Origin of the sequence: Streptomyces sp. NPDC048442, assembly GCF_040651475.1 — a bacterium.
Taxonomy (GTDB): Bacteria; Actinomycetota; Actinomycetes; order Streptomycetales; family Streptomycetaceae; genus Streptomyces.
Genome location: NZ_JBEZKB010000001.1, coordinates 186,079 through 201,442, shown reverse-complemented (window position 1 = coordinate 201,442; position 15,364 = coordinate 186,079). Strand labels below are relative to the sequence as shown.

At 70.1% G+C, this 15,364-nt stretch carries 11 protein-coding genes and 1 pseudogene; 6 read left to right on the top strand and 6 right to left on the bottom strand.

Annotated features, from left to right (window positions below; translation table 11 throughout):
- A pseudogene (locus tag AB0D18_RS00965) lies at window positions 1–358 on the bottom strand (hypothetical protein); the annotation flags it as partial.
- A gap of 36 nt (window positions 359–394) precedes the next feature.
- On the opposite strand from AB0D18_RS00965, the gene AB0D18_RS00960 reads away from it, so the two are divergent.
- Window positions 395–1,306, top strand: coding sequence for a helix-turn-helix transcriptional regulator (locus AB0D18_RS00960; RefSeq protein ID WP_362412081.1), 912 nt, complete (start codon window positions 395–397; stop codon window positions 1,304–1,306).
- Here the strand turns inward: AB0D18_RS00960 and AB0D18_RS00955 are convergent.
- Entirely contained in the window at window positions 1,249–2,700 is a 1,452-nt protein-coding gene (locus AB0D18_RS00955) for an MFS transporter (RefSeq protein ID WP_362412078.1), read from the bottom strand. The genes AB0D18_RS00960 and AB0D18_RS00955 overlap by 58 nt on opposite strands.
- A 158-nt stretch (window positions 2,701–2,858) precedes the next feature.
- On the opposite strand from AB0D18_RS00955, the gene dusB reads away from it, so the two are divergent.
- The 3 genes from dusB to AB0D18_RS00940 all read left to right on the top strand — a co-directional run bounded on the left by dusB (window position 2,859) and on the right by AB0D18_RS00940 (window position 9,031).
- Window positions 2,859–4,034, top strand: a complete 1,176-nt coding sequence (gene dusB / locus AB0D18_RS00950) for a tRNA dihydrouridine synthase DusB (protein WP_362410630.1) — start codon at window positions 2,859–2,861, stop codon at window positions 4,032–4,034.
- A 376-nt stretch (window positions 4,035–4,410) separates the two neighbouring features.
- Entirely contained in the window at window positions 4,411–7,149 is a 2,739-nt protein-coding gene (gene ppdK / locus AB0D18_RS00945; RefSeq protein ID WP_362410627.1) for a pyruvate, phosphate dikinase, read from the top strand.
- A 766-nt stretch (window positions 7,150–7,915) separates the two neighbouring features.
- Window positions 7,916–9,031: a helix-turn-helix domain-containing protein gene (locus tag AB0D18_RS00940; protein WP_362412075.1), complete on the top strand. Its 1,116-nt coding sequence runs from the start codon at window positions 7,916–7,918 to the stop codon at window positions 9,029–9,031.
- On the opposite strand, the gene AB0D18_RS00935 is transcribed toward AB0D18_RS00940, so the two are convergent.
- The 4 genes from AB0D18_RS00935 to AB0D18_RS00920 all read right to left on the bottom strand — a co-directional run bounded on the left by AB0D18_RS00935 (window position 8,997) and on the right by AB0D18_RS00920 (window position 13,305).
- On the bottom strand, window positions 8,997–10,157 hold the full coding sequence (locus AB0D18_RS00935) for an alkaline phosphatase PhoX (RefSeq protein WP_362410624.1): 1,161 nt from the start codon (window positions 10,155–10,157) through the stop codon (window positions 8,997–8,999). The genes AB0D18_RS00940 and AB0D18_RS00935 overlap by 35 nt on opposite strands.
- Before the next feature lie 99 nt (window positions 10,158–10,256).
- A complete protein-coding gene (locus tag AB0D18_RS00930) occupies window positions 10,257–11,093 on the bottom strand; it encodes a carbohydrate ABC transporter permease (protein ID WP_362410621.1) in 837 nt (278 codons plus the stop codon).
- Window positions 11,094–11,101: 8 nt separating this feature from the next.
- Window positions 11,102–12,016, bottom strand: a complete 915-nt coding sequence (locus tag AB0D18_RS00925) for a sugar ABC transporter permease (protein ID WP_362410618.1) — start codon at window positions 12,014–12,016, stop codon at window positions 11,102–11,104.
- A gap of 11 nt (window positions 12,017–12,027) precedes the next feature.
- A complete protein-coding gene (locus AB0D18_RS00920; protein ID WP_362410615.1) occupies window positions 12,028–13,305 on the bottom strand; it encodes a sugar ABC transporter substrate-binding protein in 1,278 nt (425 codons plus the stop codon).
- Window positions 13,306–13,522: 217 nt separating this feature from the next.
- Here AB0D18_RS00920 and AB0D18_RS00915 point away from each other — a divergent pair, with 217 nt between their 5' ends.
- Together AB0D18_RS00915 and AB0D18_RS00910 are read left to right on the top strand one after the other, a co-directional pair.
- Window positions 13,523–13,975 (top strand): hypothetical protein, encoded by a 453-nt coding sequence (locus AB0D18_RS00915; protein ID WP_362410612.1) that lies wholly within the window; start codon window positions 13,523–13,525, stop codon window positions 13,973–13,975.
- Entirely contained in the window at window positions 13,972–15,318 is a 1,347-nt protein-coding gene (locus tag AB0D18_RS00910) for a hypothetical protein (RefSeq protein WP_362410609.1), read from the top strand. Before AB0D18_RS00915 ends, AB0D18_RS00910 begins: the two co-directional genes overlap by 4 nt.
- Window positions 15,319–15,364: the final 46 nt, after the last annotated feature.

Genomic DNA, 15,364 nt, shown 5'->3' with positions numbered 1-15,364 from the left:
GGGTGCTGAGCCTGACGTCCGCCGTACCGAGCACGAGGTCCGCCGTGCTGAGCCTGACGTCCGCCGCAGCGAGCCTGACGTCCGCGGTGCTGAGCCTGACGTCCGCCGTACCGAGCACGAGGTCCGCCGTGCTGAGCCTGACGTCCGCCGCAGCGAGCCTGACGCCCGCGGTGCTGAGCCCGATGCCCGCCGTACCGAGCACGAGGTCCGCCGTGCTGAGTCCGACGCCCGCCGCGGCGAGTCCGACGTCCGCCGCCCCGACATCGACGTCCGCCGTGCTGAGCCTGACGTCCGGCGCAGCGAGCCTGACGTCCGCAGTGCTGAGCCCGGCGCCCACCGCGCCGAGTCCGACGCCCACCGCGCCGAGTCCGACGTCCGCCGCAGCGAGCCCGCCATCCGCCGCACTGACACCGACACCCCCCGCTCCGAGCCCGACGTCCGTCGTGCGGAGCTCGCAGCCTTTCTGCGCAGTCGTCGTGAGCGCATCAGCCCCGAGCAGGTCGGGCTGGTGCGCGGGCGTCGGCGGCGCACCCCCGGCCTGCGGCGTGAGGAGGTCGCGCAGCTCGCCGCCGTTGGCGTCACCTGGTACACGTGGCTGGAGCAGGCCCGCGACATCCAGGTGTCGCCGCAGGTCCTGGACGCCATCGCGCGCGCCCTGAAGATGGACCGCGTCGAGCGCACCCACCTGTTCGCGCTCGCCGGGACGCCCGACCCCGCCCCCAACGGGCCGTGCCCGACGGTCACCCCCGCCTACCAGCAGCTGCTGCGGCAGCTGGAGCCGATCCCGGCCTGCATCCAGAACAGCCGGTACGACATCCTCGCCTACAACCGGTCGTACGCCCGTCTGCTCTGCGACCTCGACGCGCTGCCCCGCGAGGACCGCAACTGCATGCTGCTCGCCTTCACCAACGACGAGTGGCGGGCCTCGATCGACGACCTGCCCAAGACCAGCCGGGCGATGGCCGCCAAGTTCCGCGCCTCGATGGCCGGGCACCTTGCCGAGCCCGCCTGGAAGGCGCTGCTGAAGCGGCTGGAGAGCGAGTCGGCGGAGTTCCGCGAGCTGTGGGAGCGGCACGAGGTCGTCGAGCACACCAGCCACACCAAGCTCCTGCGCAACGCGGAGGTCGGGCTGCTGCACGTCGAGCACGTCAACCTCTGGCTCAGCCCCGGCAACGGCGCCACCACCGGCCCCCGGCTGGTCAGCTATCCGCCGGTCGACGCGGAGACCCGGGTACGTCTTGAGCGGCTTCACGCACTGGCCGAGGCCTCGGACGAAGCTTCGGGCGAGGCCTCGGCCGCCGCCTGAGTGCGCTCCTCCAGCCGCTGCGCCGTTCTCGCCGCCGTGCCCCGTGCCCACTTCCCGCTGGTCAGCGCGCCCAGCAGGAGGACGCAGAGCCCGCACCCGGCGATGATCCAATAGGCCGGCACGCTCGCCGCCACGAACCCTTCCGCATGCGAGGTCCCCGCGACGCCCGCGGCGAGGACCGCGCCGATGACGGCGACGCCGAGCGTGCCGCCGATCTGCCGGCTCGTGGAGGCGACGGCGGCCGCGACCCCCGCCTGGGCACGGGGCATTCCGGACACCGCCGTGTTGGTGATCGGCGCGTTCACCATTCCGAAGCCGAGCCCGAAGAGCACGTACCCCGTGAACATCAGCGGATCGCTCGTCTCCGCCTCGAAGCCCGCGAACAGCACCGCGCTCGCCGCCATCGTCACCCCCGCGACCAGCAGCGAGGGCCTCGGCCCGAAGGCCCCGACCAGCCGCCCCGACAACGGCGCGCACACCAGCGTCATCGCGGCCATCGGCAGCATGTAGAGCCCGGCGTGCAGGGCGGAGAGACCGCGTACGTTCTGCAGGTAAAGGGTGTTCAGGAAGAGGAAGCCGGTGAGCGAGGCGAACGCACAGATCGCGATCACCGTGGCGCCGCTGAACGGAGCGCTCCGGAAGAACCGCAGATCGATGAGGGGCTCGGGCCGGCGCGGTTCGTACAGCAGGAGCGAGGCCAGTGCGAGCACCGCGACCCCGGCGAGCGAGAGCACGAGCGCCGATCCCCAGCCCGCCCCCGGCGCCTCGATGATCGCGTACGTGAGGGAGGCGAGCAGCGCGATGACGAGGAGCTGACCCACCGGGTCGGGCCTGCGCGACTTCGGGGCGCGGGACTCGGGCACGTACCGCAGCGTCAGCAGCAGCGCCGCCAGACCCACCGGCAGGTTGACCCAGAAGATCGCCCGCCAGCCCACCGAGTCGACGAGCAGCCCGCCGAGCAGCGGGCCCGCCGCCATGGAGATGCCGACGACGCCGCCCCAGACGCCGATCGCGCGGGCGCGCTCGCGGGGCTCCGTGAAGGTGTTGGTGACGATCGACATCGCGACCGGGGTGAGCATCGAGCCGCCGATCGCCTGCACGGCCCGGAAGGCGACCAGGGAGGCGAGGTTCGGCGCGAGCGAGCAGAGCACCGAGCCGAGCGTGAACATCACCAGACCCGTCATGAAGACCCTGCGCCTGCCGATCCGGTCGGCGACCGAGCCGGACAGCATGAGGAGGGAGGCGAGGACCAGGGTGTACGCGTCGATCGTCCACTGCATCCCGGCCACGGAGGCGTCCAGCTCCCGTTGCATGGTGGGGAGCGCGACGTTGAGCACCGTGCTGTCCAGGCTGACGATCAGCAGGCTCATGCAGCAGATGCCGAGGACGAGCATGCGGCGGCGGTGGGTGAGGTGGTGGGTGGGGTGCGGGGCTGGCCGCACGGCGGGGGCGTCGGACATCTTTCGATAGTACGGATAACTAAAGAAGTCGCTAGTGCGGGTAACTAAAGAAGTCGCTCGATCGGGTGCACGGGGTGCGCGACAATGAGGTAATGACCTCGCTCAACATCGGCCCCCATGTCGTGCAGCCGCCCGTGGTGCTCGCCCCCATGGCAGGCATCACGAACGCTCCGTTCCGCACCCTCTGCCGTGAATTCGCCGAAGGCGTGCGGGGGTTCGGGGGCCGCCCCCCGAGGGAAGCGGCCTCCGGGGGGAAGGGCCTGTTCGTGAGCGAGATGATCACGACGCGGGCGCTGGTCGAGCGCAACGAGAAGACCATGCAGCTGATCCACTTCGACGCGACCGAGACGCCGCGCTCGATCCAGCTGTACGGGGTGGACCCGGTGACCGTCGGCAAGGCGGTCCGCATGATCGTGGACGAGGGCCTGGCCGACCACATCGACCTCAACTTCGGCTGCCCGGTGCCCAAGGTGACGCGCAAGGGCGGCGGTTCGGCCCTCCCGTACAAGCGGCCGCTGCTGCGCGCGATCCTGCACGAGGCCGTCGGCAACGCGGGTGATCTGCCGGTCACGATGAAGATGCGCAAGGGCATCGACGACGACCACCTCACCTTCCTGGACGCCGGCCGCATCGCCGTCGACGAGGGGGTGACGGCCATCGCGCTGCACGGCCGGACCGCCGCCCAGCACTACGGCGGCACCGCCGACTGGGAGGCGATCGCCCGGCTGAAGGAGCACGTCCCGGAGATCCCGGTGCTCGGCAACGGCGACATCTGGTCGGCGGACGACGCGCTGCGGATGGTGCGCGAGACGGGCTGCGACGGCGTCGTCGTGGGGCGCGGCTGCCTGGGGCGGCCGTGGCTGTTCGGCGACCTGGTGGCCGCCTTCGAGGGCCGCGAGGAGCGGGCGGCGCCGACGCTGCGCGAGGTGTCCGTCGTGATGCGGCGGCACGCGGAGCTGCTCGGCGAGTGGATCGGCGACGAGGCACGCGGTGTCATCGACTTCCGGAAGCATGTCGCCTGGTACCTCAAGGGCTTCTCGACCGGCGGTGAGATGCGCAAAAAGCTCGCCACGGCGTCTTCTCTCGCCGAGATGGACGCTCATCTGAGCGAGCTCGACCTGGACCAGCCGTGGCCGGAGGGTGCGGACGGACCTCGGGGGCGTACGTCCGGAAATGGGCGGGTTGTCCTGCCGGATGGCTGGCTGAAGGACCCGTACGACTGTGCAGGGATCAGTGACGAAGCGGAACTGGACACGTCCGGAGGGTGAGAATCGGGCTACTGCACCGGGTGTAGGGCGGCGTGATTCTCGCCACGCCTGATGGTGTAGTCGCTCAGATGAGCACTTTGAGGCAGGATGCATTTTCCAAAGGGTGGCACCCAGTGCCATCCTTTCTCTTTTCACTTCTCCCGGTCATGCATCACGGAGAGTCGACGCCCGGTGGACCGGTGATCTCTGTGCGTGGCCATGGGTTCGACACTTGAACGAATGGGGAGAGAGGCGGGGGAGGCCGGATCACTTTCGATCTGCTGGCGGACGGGTGGTTAAAGCCGTATGACGGTTAAGTGGACGTACCCAGACACCTTCGATCTGGGTATGTTCCTCGCCGTCAGGGCAGCCAACGCGTCTTCGAGGAGCCGAGACCGTGTCGGAAAACAAAGAACCCCACGTAGCTGAGCAGTCGACCGGGCAGAAGTTCGTCTACGACTTCACCGAGGGCAACAAGGAGCTCAAGGACCTTCTCGGTGGCAAGGGCGCCAACCTCGCCGAGATGACCAATCTCGGCCTGCCGGTGCCTCCGGGGTTCACCATCACCACCGAGGCCTGCAAGGTCTACCTCGACAGCGGTGACGCCCCCAAGGAGCTGCGCGACGAGGTCAGCGCCCACCTGGACGCCCTTGAGACGCAGATGGGCAAGAAGCTCGGCCAGGCCAACGACCCGCTGCTGGTCTCGGTCCGCTCCGGTGCGAAGTTCTCGATGCCCGGCATGATGGACACGGTTCTCAACATCGGCCTCTCCGACAAGTCCGTCACCGGGCTCGCCAAGCAGTCCGGCGGGAACGAGCGCTTCGCGTGGGACTCCTACCGGCGCCTGATCCAGATGTTCGGCAAGACCGTCCTCGGCGTGGACGGCGAGCTCTTCGAGGAGGCCATCGAAGCCGCCAAGACGGCCAAGAAGGTCAAGGTCGACACCGACCTGGAGGCCGCCGACCTCAAGAAGCTCGTCAAGAGCTTCAAGAAGATCGTCTCGGACTCGTGCGGCCGGGACTTCCCGCAGGACCCGCGCGAGCAGATGGACCTCGCCATCAACGCGGTCTTCGAGTCGTGGAACACCGACCGCGCCAAGCTGTACCGCCGCCAGGAGCGCATCCCCGGCGACCTCGGCACCGCGGTCAACGTGTGCTCGATGGTCTTCGGCAACCTCGGCACGGGCTCCGGCACCGGTGTCGCCTTCACCCGCGACCCGGCCAGCGGCCACGCGGGCGTCTACGGCGACTACCTGGAGAACGCACAGGGCGAGGACGTCGTCGCGGGCATCCGCAACACGATCCCGCTCGCCGACCTGGAGTCGATCGACAAGACGTCGTACGACCAGCTCATGCAGATCATGGAGACGCTGGAGACCCACTACAAGGATCTCTGCGACATCGAGTTCACCATCGAGCGCGGCCAGCTGTGGATGCTGCAGACCCGCGTCGGCAAGCGCACCGCGGGTGCCGCCTTCCGCATCGCCACGCAGCTCGTCGACCAGGGCCTCATCGACGAGGCCGAGGCCCTCCAGCGGGTCAACGGCGCGCAGCTGGCGCAGCTGATGTTCCCGCGCTTCGACGACGAGGCGAAGACGCAGCTCCTGGGCCGCGGCATCGCGGCGTCGCCGGGCGCCGCGGTCGGCAAGGCCGTCTTCGACTCGTACACGGCCGTCAAGTGGTCGCGCTCCGGCGAGAAGGTCATCCTGATCCGCCGCGAGACCAACCCGGACGACCTGGACGGCATGATCGCCGCCGAGGGCATCCTGACGAGCCGCGGCGGCAAGACGTCGCACGCCGCCGTCGTCGCACGCGGCATGGGCAAGACCTGTGTCTGCGGCGCCGAGGAGATCGAGGTCGACACCAAGCGCCGCCGCCTGACCGTCGGCAACACGGTCGTGGAAGAGGGCGACGTCGTCTCCATCGACGGCTCCTCCGGCAAGGTCTACCTGGGCGAGGTCCCGGTCGTCCCGTCCCCGGTCGTCGAGTACTTCGAGGGCCGGATGCACGCCGGCGCAGACGACGCGGACGAGCTCGTCGAGGCCGTGCACCGGATCATGGCGTACGCGGACCGCCGCCGCCGGCTGCGGGTGCGCGCCAACGCGGACAACGCCGAGGACGCACTGCGCGCCCGCCGCTTCGGCGCCCAGGGCATCGGCCTGTGCCGCACGGAGCACATGTTCCTCGGCGAGCGCCGCGAGATGGTCGAGAAGCTGATCCTCGCCGACACGGACGACGAGCGCGAGGACGCCCTGAAGGACCTTCTGCCGCTCCAGAAGAAGGACTTCATAGAGCTCTTCGAGGCGATGGACGGCCTGCCGGTCACCGTCCGTCTGCTGGACCCGCCGCTCCACGAGTTCCTCCCCGACATCACCGAGCTGTCGGTCCGGGTCGCCCTCGCCGAGTCCCGCAAGGACGCCAACGAGAACGACCTGCGCCTCCTGCAGGCCGTCCACCGCCTGCACGAGCAGAACCCGATGCTCGGCCTGCGCGGCGTACGCCTGGGCCTGGTCATCCCCGGCCTGTTCACCATGCAGGTCCGCGCCATCGCCGAGGCCGCGGCCGCCCGCAAGAACGCCAAGGGCGACCCGCGCGCGGAGATCATGATTCCGCTCGTCGGCACGGTCCAGGAGCTGGAGATCGTCCGCGAGGAGGCCGAGGCGGTCATCGCCGAGGTCGAGGCCGCCCACGGCATAGACCTCAAGCTGGCGCTCGGCACGATGATCGAGCTGCCCCGCGCCGCCATCACGGCCGGTCAGATCGCCGAGGCCGCGGAGTTCTTCTCCTTCGGTACGAACGACCTGACGCAGACCGTCTGGGGCTTCTCCCGCGACGACGTGGAGGCGAGCTTCTTCACCGCGTACCTGGAGAAGGGCATCTTCGGGGTCTCCCCGTTCGAGACGATCGACCGCGACGGCGTCGGCGCGCTGGTGAAGCAGGCCGTCGAGGCGGGCCGCAAGACCCGCCCGGACCTCAAGCTGGGCGTCTGCGGCGAGCACGGCGGCGACCCGGAGTCCGTCCACTTCTTCCACGAGGTCGGCCTGGACTACGTCTCCTGCTCCCCGTTCCGCATCCCGGTCGCCCGCCTGGAAGCGGGCCGCGCGGCAGCCCAGTCCTCGGGCAGCGACAGCCGCTGACCAGGGCCTGAACCACCGGACCCTTCGCCGGGACCGATTCCCCCACCCTCACCCCCGGCGAAGGATTCGGCACCATACGAAGCGGCGGCGCCCTGTGCGGGGGAGCCGTCGCTTCGGCGTGCGGGCACCGGGCCGGACGACCACCTGTATCCGGGGTGTCAGGCGACTTCGGCCTTCATGAAGGGGGTCTTCGACGAGTTCGCGCCATGGGTCCGCAGTCAGACGTGCATTACGGGCCAAGTCGAAGAAGCATTCACGTGCGGGTACTCGCTGTGGCGGCTCGAAGTCGGAGGGTGAAGGTCAGCCCAGTTGCGCGAAGTGGCAGTTGAAAAGTTGACCTTCGCACCGTGGGTCGTCGGAGGTTTCCCGGTGGTTCTCCGGTGTTTCTCCCGTGGTTCTCCGGTGCTTCTCCCGTGTGTCCCGGGCGCGGGGCCCGGGGATCGGCCGGTGTGCGGTGGTGCGGGGCGTGGGTGGCGGATCCCCACCCGCCATCCACGCCCTCGCACCTCGGCCCGACACCGAAAACGCAACCCCGCACGCCGCCGTCAAGTGCAGCGAAGCCCCCCACGGCCTTCGTCGCACCCCTCGGACGTGCGGGGCTGCCGGTGTCCGACGTCAGTCAGCTTGGCGCCTTGCGGCCCACCCGTGCGAGACGTTTCACGCGTGGCCGAAAGGCCATGGTGACCGGGTGTAAGGGCGTGCATACTCATCTGGGGGAACGGTTGCGGGTGCAATCGGTGGGCGATGGTGGGGAGTTGGACCAGTGGTGCTGCGTATCCACTTCACGGGGGAAGACCTTGCCCGGGTGCGGCTCGCCGCCCGCCCGGACGCCCTCTGGGAGACGACTCTCAGCTTCCACCGGCTGCGGGACCGGCGGGGCGGGCGGATGTACGGCGACTGGCGCGCTCAGGCGCGCGCCCGGCTCGGCAGGGGAGGCTCCCGGCAGCTGCTCGCCTCGGTGGTGCCCGCGCGCGGCTACTTCCCCGACTTCCTCACCCCGGCGGAGGGCGTCCACGGGTGGGAGGAGGGGCTGGCGGCCCTGCGGGCCACACCGGAGAAGCGGGTGGCGGGCGAACTCGCCCTGCTGAACCGCGGGTCGCAGGAGTCCCAGCGGTACGGCGCCCACGCCGGGCGGCGGCTCGCCGCCCCCGTCGAGTCCCAGAGGTACGGCGCGCACGCCGATCCGCCGCGGCTCGGCGCCCTCGTCGACGCCCTGGGCGACTACCACCGCGCCGCCGTCGCCCCGTACTGGCCGCATGTGCACGCCCGTGTCGAGGCCGACCGGGCGGCCAGGGGCCGCGCCCTCCTCGACGGCGGCGCCGACGCGCTCCTCGCCTCCCTGCCGCCGGTCCTGCGCTGGCGCTCTCCCGTGCTGGAGGCGGACTATCCGGTGGACCGCGAAGTGCACCTGGCGGGGCGGGGGCTGCGGCTCCAGCCGTCGTTCTTCTGTCAGGGGGCGCCGGTGATGCTCTACGACCCGGGGCTGCCGCCGGTGCTCGTCTACCCGGTGGAACACGCCACGCCCCGTACACCGACGGGCGGCGGCCCCTACCTCGGCCGGCTCGTCGGGCACACCCGGTCCGCCGTGCTGCGCGCCATCGACCACGGCTGCACGACGAGCGAGCTGGCGCGGCGGGCCGGGGTGTCCCTCGCGTCCGCCAGCCAGCACGCGTGCGTGCTGCGGGAGGCGGGGCTCGTGGTGACGCTGCGGCACGGCAGCGCCGTACTGCACTCGCTGACGCCGCTGGGCGCCGCCCTGCTGCGGGGCGGGGCGGCGGCAGCGCCCGTGCCCGTGCCCGCGGGTGCGGGCGCGGGCACGGGCGCGTCGGCCCCCAAGGGCCGGGCCGTCAGCTGCGGAACGGGCCCGTCACCTCGTAGGTGATGCCGCCCGACGAGCTGCCGCTCGTGCCGCGCTGGCTGGAGAAGTAGAGGCGGCTGCCGTCGGGGGAGAAGGCAGGTCCGGTGATCTCCGATCCCGACTGGCCGCCGATCCGCAGGAACGGCGTGACGACGTCGGTGGGGGTGATCAGGCAGATCTCCATGGTGCCGCCGTCCTCCGCCACGTACAGGTCGCCGGAGGAGGAGCCGGTGACGTTGTCGACGCCGGTGAGCGGGGCCGAGCCGCCGGTGACCAGGGAGTCGTCGTAGACCAGGTCGAGGGTCTGCGCGGCCGCGTCGTAGCGCCAGACCCGGTTGTCGCCCTTGGTGGTGAAGAAGCAGACGTTGTCCGCGTAGAAGCAGCCCTCGCCGCCGGTGAAACGCTTGGCGCCGGACACCTGGTTGCGGGTGGCCGTGGACGCGCCGGACGGGTCGGGGACCTTCGCCCAGGTGACGGGGCCGCTGGTGCCGGAGCCCATCTTCAGGACCTCCAACTGGCCCGCCCCGAGATTGCCCCAGACCGACGGGGTGAAGCGGTAGAAGCAGCCGTCGGTGACGTCCTCGGTCAGGTAGATCACCTTGCGGTCGGGATCGGCGGCCGCCGCCTCGTGCTTGAAGCGGCCCATGGCGTCCCGGCGGACGGCGGCCTTCACGCCCCACGGGTCGGTCTCGTAGACGTAGCCCCGGTCGACCTCCTCGCAGCTCAGCCAGGTGTTCCAGGGGGTCTTGCCGCCCGCGCAGTTCTGCCGGGTGGAGGACAGGATGCGGTGCGCGGCGGTGATCGCCCCGGTGGCGGAGAAGCGGACCGCGCCCGCGCCGCCCGAGGGGTTGATCTCGGAGTTGGAGACGTAGATCCAGCCGGTGCCGTCGGCGTAACAGGCGCCGCCGTCCGGGGCGTTGTGCCAGGTGTACGAGGTGCCGGCGACCTTCTGTCCCGAGCGGGCGATCACCCGGCTGCTGAACCCGGCGGGCAGCTGGATGCCGTTCGCGTCCGCCGCGCCGAGCGCGCCGTACGGTCCTGGGCCCGGCTGCGCCGGGTCGGCGTGGGCGGCGCCCCGCCACAGGGTGCCGCCGAACGCGGCGGCGGAGGAGCCGATGACGGCGGTGCGCAGGAAGGTACGGCGTTCCATGGAGGCTCCAGGGGGCTTCGGAGGGGACGGTTTCTCTGCCCGTGGAACGTAGGGTCCAGGAATTGACATGTCATCAACTCACCGTGAACGCAAGGGGAATCAGTCGTCGATCCCGGACCTTTCGACCCCCGCCACGATCCACCGCTGGAAGAAGAGGAAGACGAGCACCAGGGGAAGGATCGAGACGGCCGCCGCCACGAACAGCTCGTGCAGGTTGACCGTCTGCGCGGTGTTGAGGGTGGAGAGCGCCACCTGGACCGTCCAGGACCGCTGGTCCTGGCCGATGACCAGCGGCCACAGGAACGCGTTCCACGCCCCGATGAACACGATCGCGGAGACGGCCGCGAAGACGGGCCGCGAATTGGGCACGACGATGCGCCAGTACGTACGCCAGTAACCGAGCCCGTCGACGCGCGCCGCGTCCTCCAACTCCCGTGGGAATCCCAGGAAGTACTGCCGGAAGATGAAGCACGCGAAGGCCGAGAAGAGGGTCGGAATGATCAGCCCGCGCAGGGTGGAGACCCAGCCCAGCGAGGAGACGAGAACGAAGCTCGGGACGAAGGTGACCGCCGCCGGGACCATCAGCGTGCCCAGGATCGCGTAGAAGACCTTCTGGGAGTGCCTGTACGGGATGCGGGCCAGGCCGTACCCGGCGAGCGAGGCCGTGAGCAGTGTGCCGAGGGTGGTGGCGACCGCGATCAGCGCCGAGTTGAGGAGGGAGCGGGCGAAAGGGACCGCGGTGTCGTCGAAGAGTTCGGTGACGTTCCCCCACTGGAGGTCGGCGGGGAAGAACGTCCAGTCGGGCGAGGTGATGTCGGCGTCGGTGGCGAGAGCGTTCCGTACGAGCAGGTAGAAGGGGACGAGGAAGAGCAGAGCGAGGGCGACGAGCAGGGCGGTGCGCAGCGCGCGGCCCACTCGTACCAGGGCGTCGTCCATGGGAAGCCTCAGTCCTCCTTCCGGCCGAGGCCGAAGAATCGTGCCTGGAAGATCGTCACGACGGCGATGATCAGCGCCAGGATGAGGGCGCCCGCACTGCCGAGGCCCAGGTTCTGGCCCTGCCCGAGCGCCGTGTAGTAGAGGTACACGAGCGGCGGACGGGCGTAGGGCGGGTAGCCGCGCGAGTCGGAGAGCAGGTTGTAGAACTCGTCGAAGGCCTGGAAGGCGTTGATGACGAGGAGCAGGACGACCGCGACCGAAGTGGCCCGCAGCAGCGGGAAGGTGAGGTTGCGGAAGACCTGCCAGCCGGGGCGGGCACCGTCGACCGCCGCCGCCTCATAGAGGGTGGGCGGGATGCGCTGCAGTGCGGCCAGGAAGAGAATCATGTAGAAGCCCGCCTGCAGCCACAGCCGTACGGTGACGATGACCAGCCAGTACCAGGGCGGGGAGGTGGTCGACAGCCAGGCCGTCTGGTCGGCGCCGAACCAGCCGAGGACCGTGTTGGCGAGCCCGAACCGCACCCCGTTGAAGAGCGACATCTTCCAGAGGAGAGCCGCGACGACGTACGAACAGGCTGCCGGGAGGAAGAAGACCGACCGGAAGAAGGCCTGCGCGAACCGCATCCGGTTCACCATCAGCGCGAGCGCGAGCGAGAGCGCGTACGTCGCCGGAACGATGAACGCGGTGAAGAGGACGAACGTGCCGAGGCTGCTGGTGAACGCGTCGTCGCGCAGCATCGCCGCGTAGTTGTCGAGCCCGACGAAGTCCGTCGGGGAGACCGTGTTGTGCGCGTCGAAGAAGCTGAGGTAGAGGCTCCACAGCAGCGGTACGTAGGTGAAGAGGCCGAGCCCGACGGCGAAGGGCCCGACGAAGACCCAGAACCAGAGGGTGCGGTTCTGGGTCCCCAGCAGGCGTTGCCTCATGGGGGCTTCCTTCACGACGACTTCTTCTTTACGCGCTGCAGTTCCTCGTTCGTCTTCCGTACGACCGTCTTCAGCTCGGTGTCCGGGTTCGCGCCGTCCTTGATGATGCGGCTGAGGGCGTCCTGGTACGCGGTCTGGGAGGCGGGGGTCCACAGGAGCGGCTGGGCGTAGGCGTTCTCGCCCGCGTACTTCACCGCGTCCGCCGCCGCACCGTCCTTGAGCTTGTCCGCCTTCTTGGCGAGGGAGGTGCGGGCCGGGATGTGGAAGCCGTACGAGAGGGCGAAGTCACTCTGGAATGCGGCCTGTTCGATCCAGAGCCATTTGATGAAGTCCTTGGCGGCGGCCTGCTGCTTGCTGCGCGCGCTGACGGCCGCGCCGTACGCACCGACCGGCACCGACGGCTTGCCGCTGCCGCCGTCCTTCGGGAACGGCAGCACTCCGAAGTCGTCGCCGAGTGCCTTCTTGACGGCGGGCAGCGCCCACAGCCCCGACCACTGCATGGCGGTGAGGCCCTGCGTGAAGGCGGAGGGGTCGGACCAGTCCGTGGGGGCGCCGAGCAGCAGCGACTTGTCGGCGTACAGCTGGCGCAGCTTGCCGAGCGTGCGGGCGGCGGCCGGATCGTCGAAGCCGACCTTGGCGTCCTCGGTGACGAGGGAGAGCCCGGCGGCGAAGAGCGGGGTGCCGCCGAGGGCGCCCGCACCGCCGTCGTTGCCGAGAAACAGCCCCTTCACCTTTTTGTCTGTCAATTTCTTTGCCGCGTCGATGAGTTCGTCGAGCGTGCGAGGCGGCTGGACGTTAGCCGCCGTCAGCAGGCTCTTGCGGTAGAAGAGCAGCTGCATGTCGACGACCTGCGGGACTGACCAGATCTTCCCCTCGTACGTCTTGGGGGCCAGCACGGCCGGGTTGAAGTCGTCCTTCACGCCCTCGAAGAGGTCGGTGAGGTCGACGACCTGACCGCCCCGGATCTGGTCCAGGGTGGGCCCGTTGACCTCGAAGACGTCCGGGCCGCCCGAGGTGAGGAGGGCGGCGGCGGTCTGCTGGTCGTAGTTGCCGGGCCGCCACTGCACGGCGACCCTGGCCTTCTTGTACGCGGCGGCGTACCGGCGCACCGCCTGCTCGGTGCCGCTTTCGCCGTACTGGTGGTACCACTGCGCGAGCGCAGGACCCGTACCTCCGCCGCCACCCGAACTTTCTTCCCCGCGGCCGGTGTTGGAGCCACAGGCGGCGAGTGCGCCCGCGAGCGAGAGGCCCGCTCCCGTACCGAGAAGTGCCCTGCGGCTGATCGCCATGTCGTGTTCCCCCTGAGCTTGCACGCCAGTTGCACGTCGGACCGGGCCATCGTGCTGCGGGATGCCCCGACGATCAACCATGCGGTCCGGTCGCGTACGGCGTGTTGCTGCGGTGTGTCAGCATCCGGGATGCCCGGACGAGGGCCCGGCCCCGGGCGGACCCGGGTGCTCCGGTACCGTCGGGGGCTGCCGCAGCACAGTCACAGGGGGAGCGCGCATGGGCGACTCGGGCAAGATACTGGACATCTCCACGGAGGACCTGAAGAAGGCGGCCCCCGCCTTCGCGAAACAGGGCCAGGCGCTCGCCGAAGCGGCGGCGACGCTCAAGCGGACCCTGGACGGCCTCGGTTCGCCGTGGGGCGACGACGAGCAGGGCAACAAGTTCGGCGAGGCCTACAAGCCCAAGCGCACCGAGATCGAGCGCGCGGTGGGCATTCTCGCGCTCGGCCTGAAGAGCATCAACGCCGCGATGGTCGACATGGCGGACGGGCACATCGACAACGAGAAGCTGGTCGAGGGCATGTTCACCAAGATCAAGACGCCGGGCGGAGGGGATGACGGGGGCGGATCGGGCGACGGCGGCAAGGGCGGTACGCAGGACGGCGGCAAGGGCGGTTCGCAGAGCGACGGCAAGGGCGGTTCGCAGAGCGACGGCAAGGGCGCCCGGTGAGCGTCGAGGACATCGCCAAGGACCTTCTGATGAAGGCCGGCATGTGGTGGCCGGACGCCAACTCCGGCACCCTGCGCAAGGCCGCGTCCGCCTGGCGGACCTTCGCCGACGCGGTGGACGACGTCATTCCGCCGGTCAACACCAGTGCGAACACGGTCATCCTGCACAACACCGGCGTATCGGTCGACACCTTCCGGACGTTCTGGGAGAGGTACCACAAGAGCGAGGGCGTGGGCTGGCTCGACGACAGCGCCAAGACCGCCCGTGCCATGGCCAAGGCCCTCGACGAGTTCGCGGACGCCGTCGACGACGCCATCGAGAAGCTGTGGATCGAGATAGGCATCGGGGCCGCGGTGATCGCGGCCGGTGTGGGCCTCGCGGTGTTCACCTTCGGCGCCTCCACCGCGGCCTCGGCCGCCGCGACCGCCGCCATCATCGAGGTCGCCGCGGGCCTCGGCATCACCGTCTCGACCACGGTGGCCACCATCGCCGCCACGACGCTCACCGGCATCGCGTTCGGCGCGATCGAGGGCATCACGGTCGACCTCGCGGTGGCCCAGCCGCTGCGGATGGCCACCGGCCTGCAGGACGGCCTGAGCCTCGACTCCGTGGAGAGGTCCGCGCTCTACGGCGGCGCGTTCGGCGGTGCCTTCGGCGGCGCGGGCGGCTTCTCCCGGGTGGCCGGGGAGGTCGGCGGCTACCGGAACCTGTTCTCCGGACAGGACATCCCGTTCGGCGTGATCAACCCGAACCTCGCAGGGGTGCGCGGGTCCGGCGGGGTGCCGCTGTCCCTCGACGAGATGGGCCGGCGGCGCACCTGGAACCTGCTCCGCAGCGAGGACTCGAAGATCCCGGCACCGCCCAAGGTGCCCGGCGACCACGCGCTGATCTCCGGCGACCCGGTCTACTTCGGCAAGCGGACCACCACGATCGGCTACGACCCCAAGACGCTCGCCAATACGGAGCGGGTCGCCCGGGTGCCGGGGAAGCACGACGTCATCGTGCACGGCACGCCCGAGGGGGTCTTCCTGCCCGGCCGGGTGAACAGCAACGGCAAGACCCTGATGGACTTCGAGGTCAACCCCTCGCACATCTCCGACGCCATCCGCAGCAACCCGCAGTACGACGGCGGCCCCGTGCGTCTCATCTCCTGCCACTCGGGGACCGTCGCCCCGAACCTGGTGGAGCTGCCACTGGCCCAGCGGGTCGCCAACGACCTGGGAGTCCCGGTGCAGGCCCCGACCAATAAGGTGGGCACGTCGCCGGAGCTGGGGCTGAACCAGACGCCGCAGATCGGCAACAACGGCTACTGGCGCACCTTCCTCCCGATGACCGACCAGTGAAGCCCACGGCTGACCGACCAGTGAAGCCCACGGCAACGACCAGTGA

What these genes read in the sequence shown, in the direction of transcription:
- AB0D18_RS00935 (WP_362410624.1), bottom strand. Translation starts at nt 10,157, where the DNA reads ATGGAACGCCGTACCTTCCTGCGCACCGCCGTCATCGGCTCCTCCGCC.
- AB0D18_RS00930 (WP_362410621.1), bottom strand. Translation starts at nt 11,093, where the DNA reads ATGGACGACGCCCTGGTACGAGTGGGCCGCGCGCTGCGCACCGCCCTG.
- AB0D18_RS00915 (WP_362410612.1), top strand. Translation starts at nt 13,523, where the DNA reads ATGGGCGACTCGGGCAAGATACTGGACATCTCCACGGAGGACCTGAAG.
- AB0D18_RS00920 (WP_362410615.1), bottom strand. Translation starts at nt 13,305, where the DNA reads ATGGCGATCAGCCGCAGGGCACTTCTCGGTACGGGAGCGGGCCTCTCG.
- AB0D18_RS00925 (WP_362410618.1), bottom strand. Translation starts at nt 12,016, where the DNA reads ATGAGGCAACGCCTGCTGGGGACCCAGAACCGCACCCTCTGGTTCTGG.
- dusB (WP_362410630.1), top strand. Translation starts at nt 2,859, where the DNA reads ATGACCTCGCTCAACATCGGCCCCCATGTCGTGCAGCCGCCCGTGGTG.
- AB0D18_RS00955 (WP_362412078.1), bottom strand. Translation starts at nt 2,700, where the DNA reads ATGCTCGTCCTCGGCATCTGCTGCATGAGCCTGCTGATCGTCAGCCTG.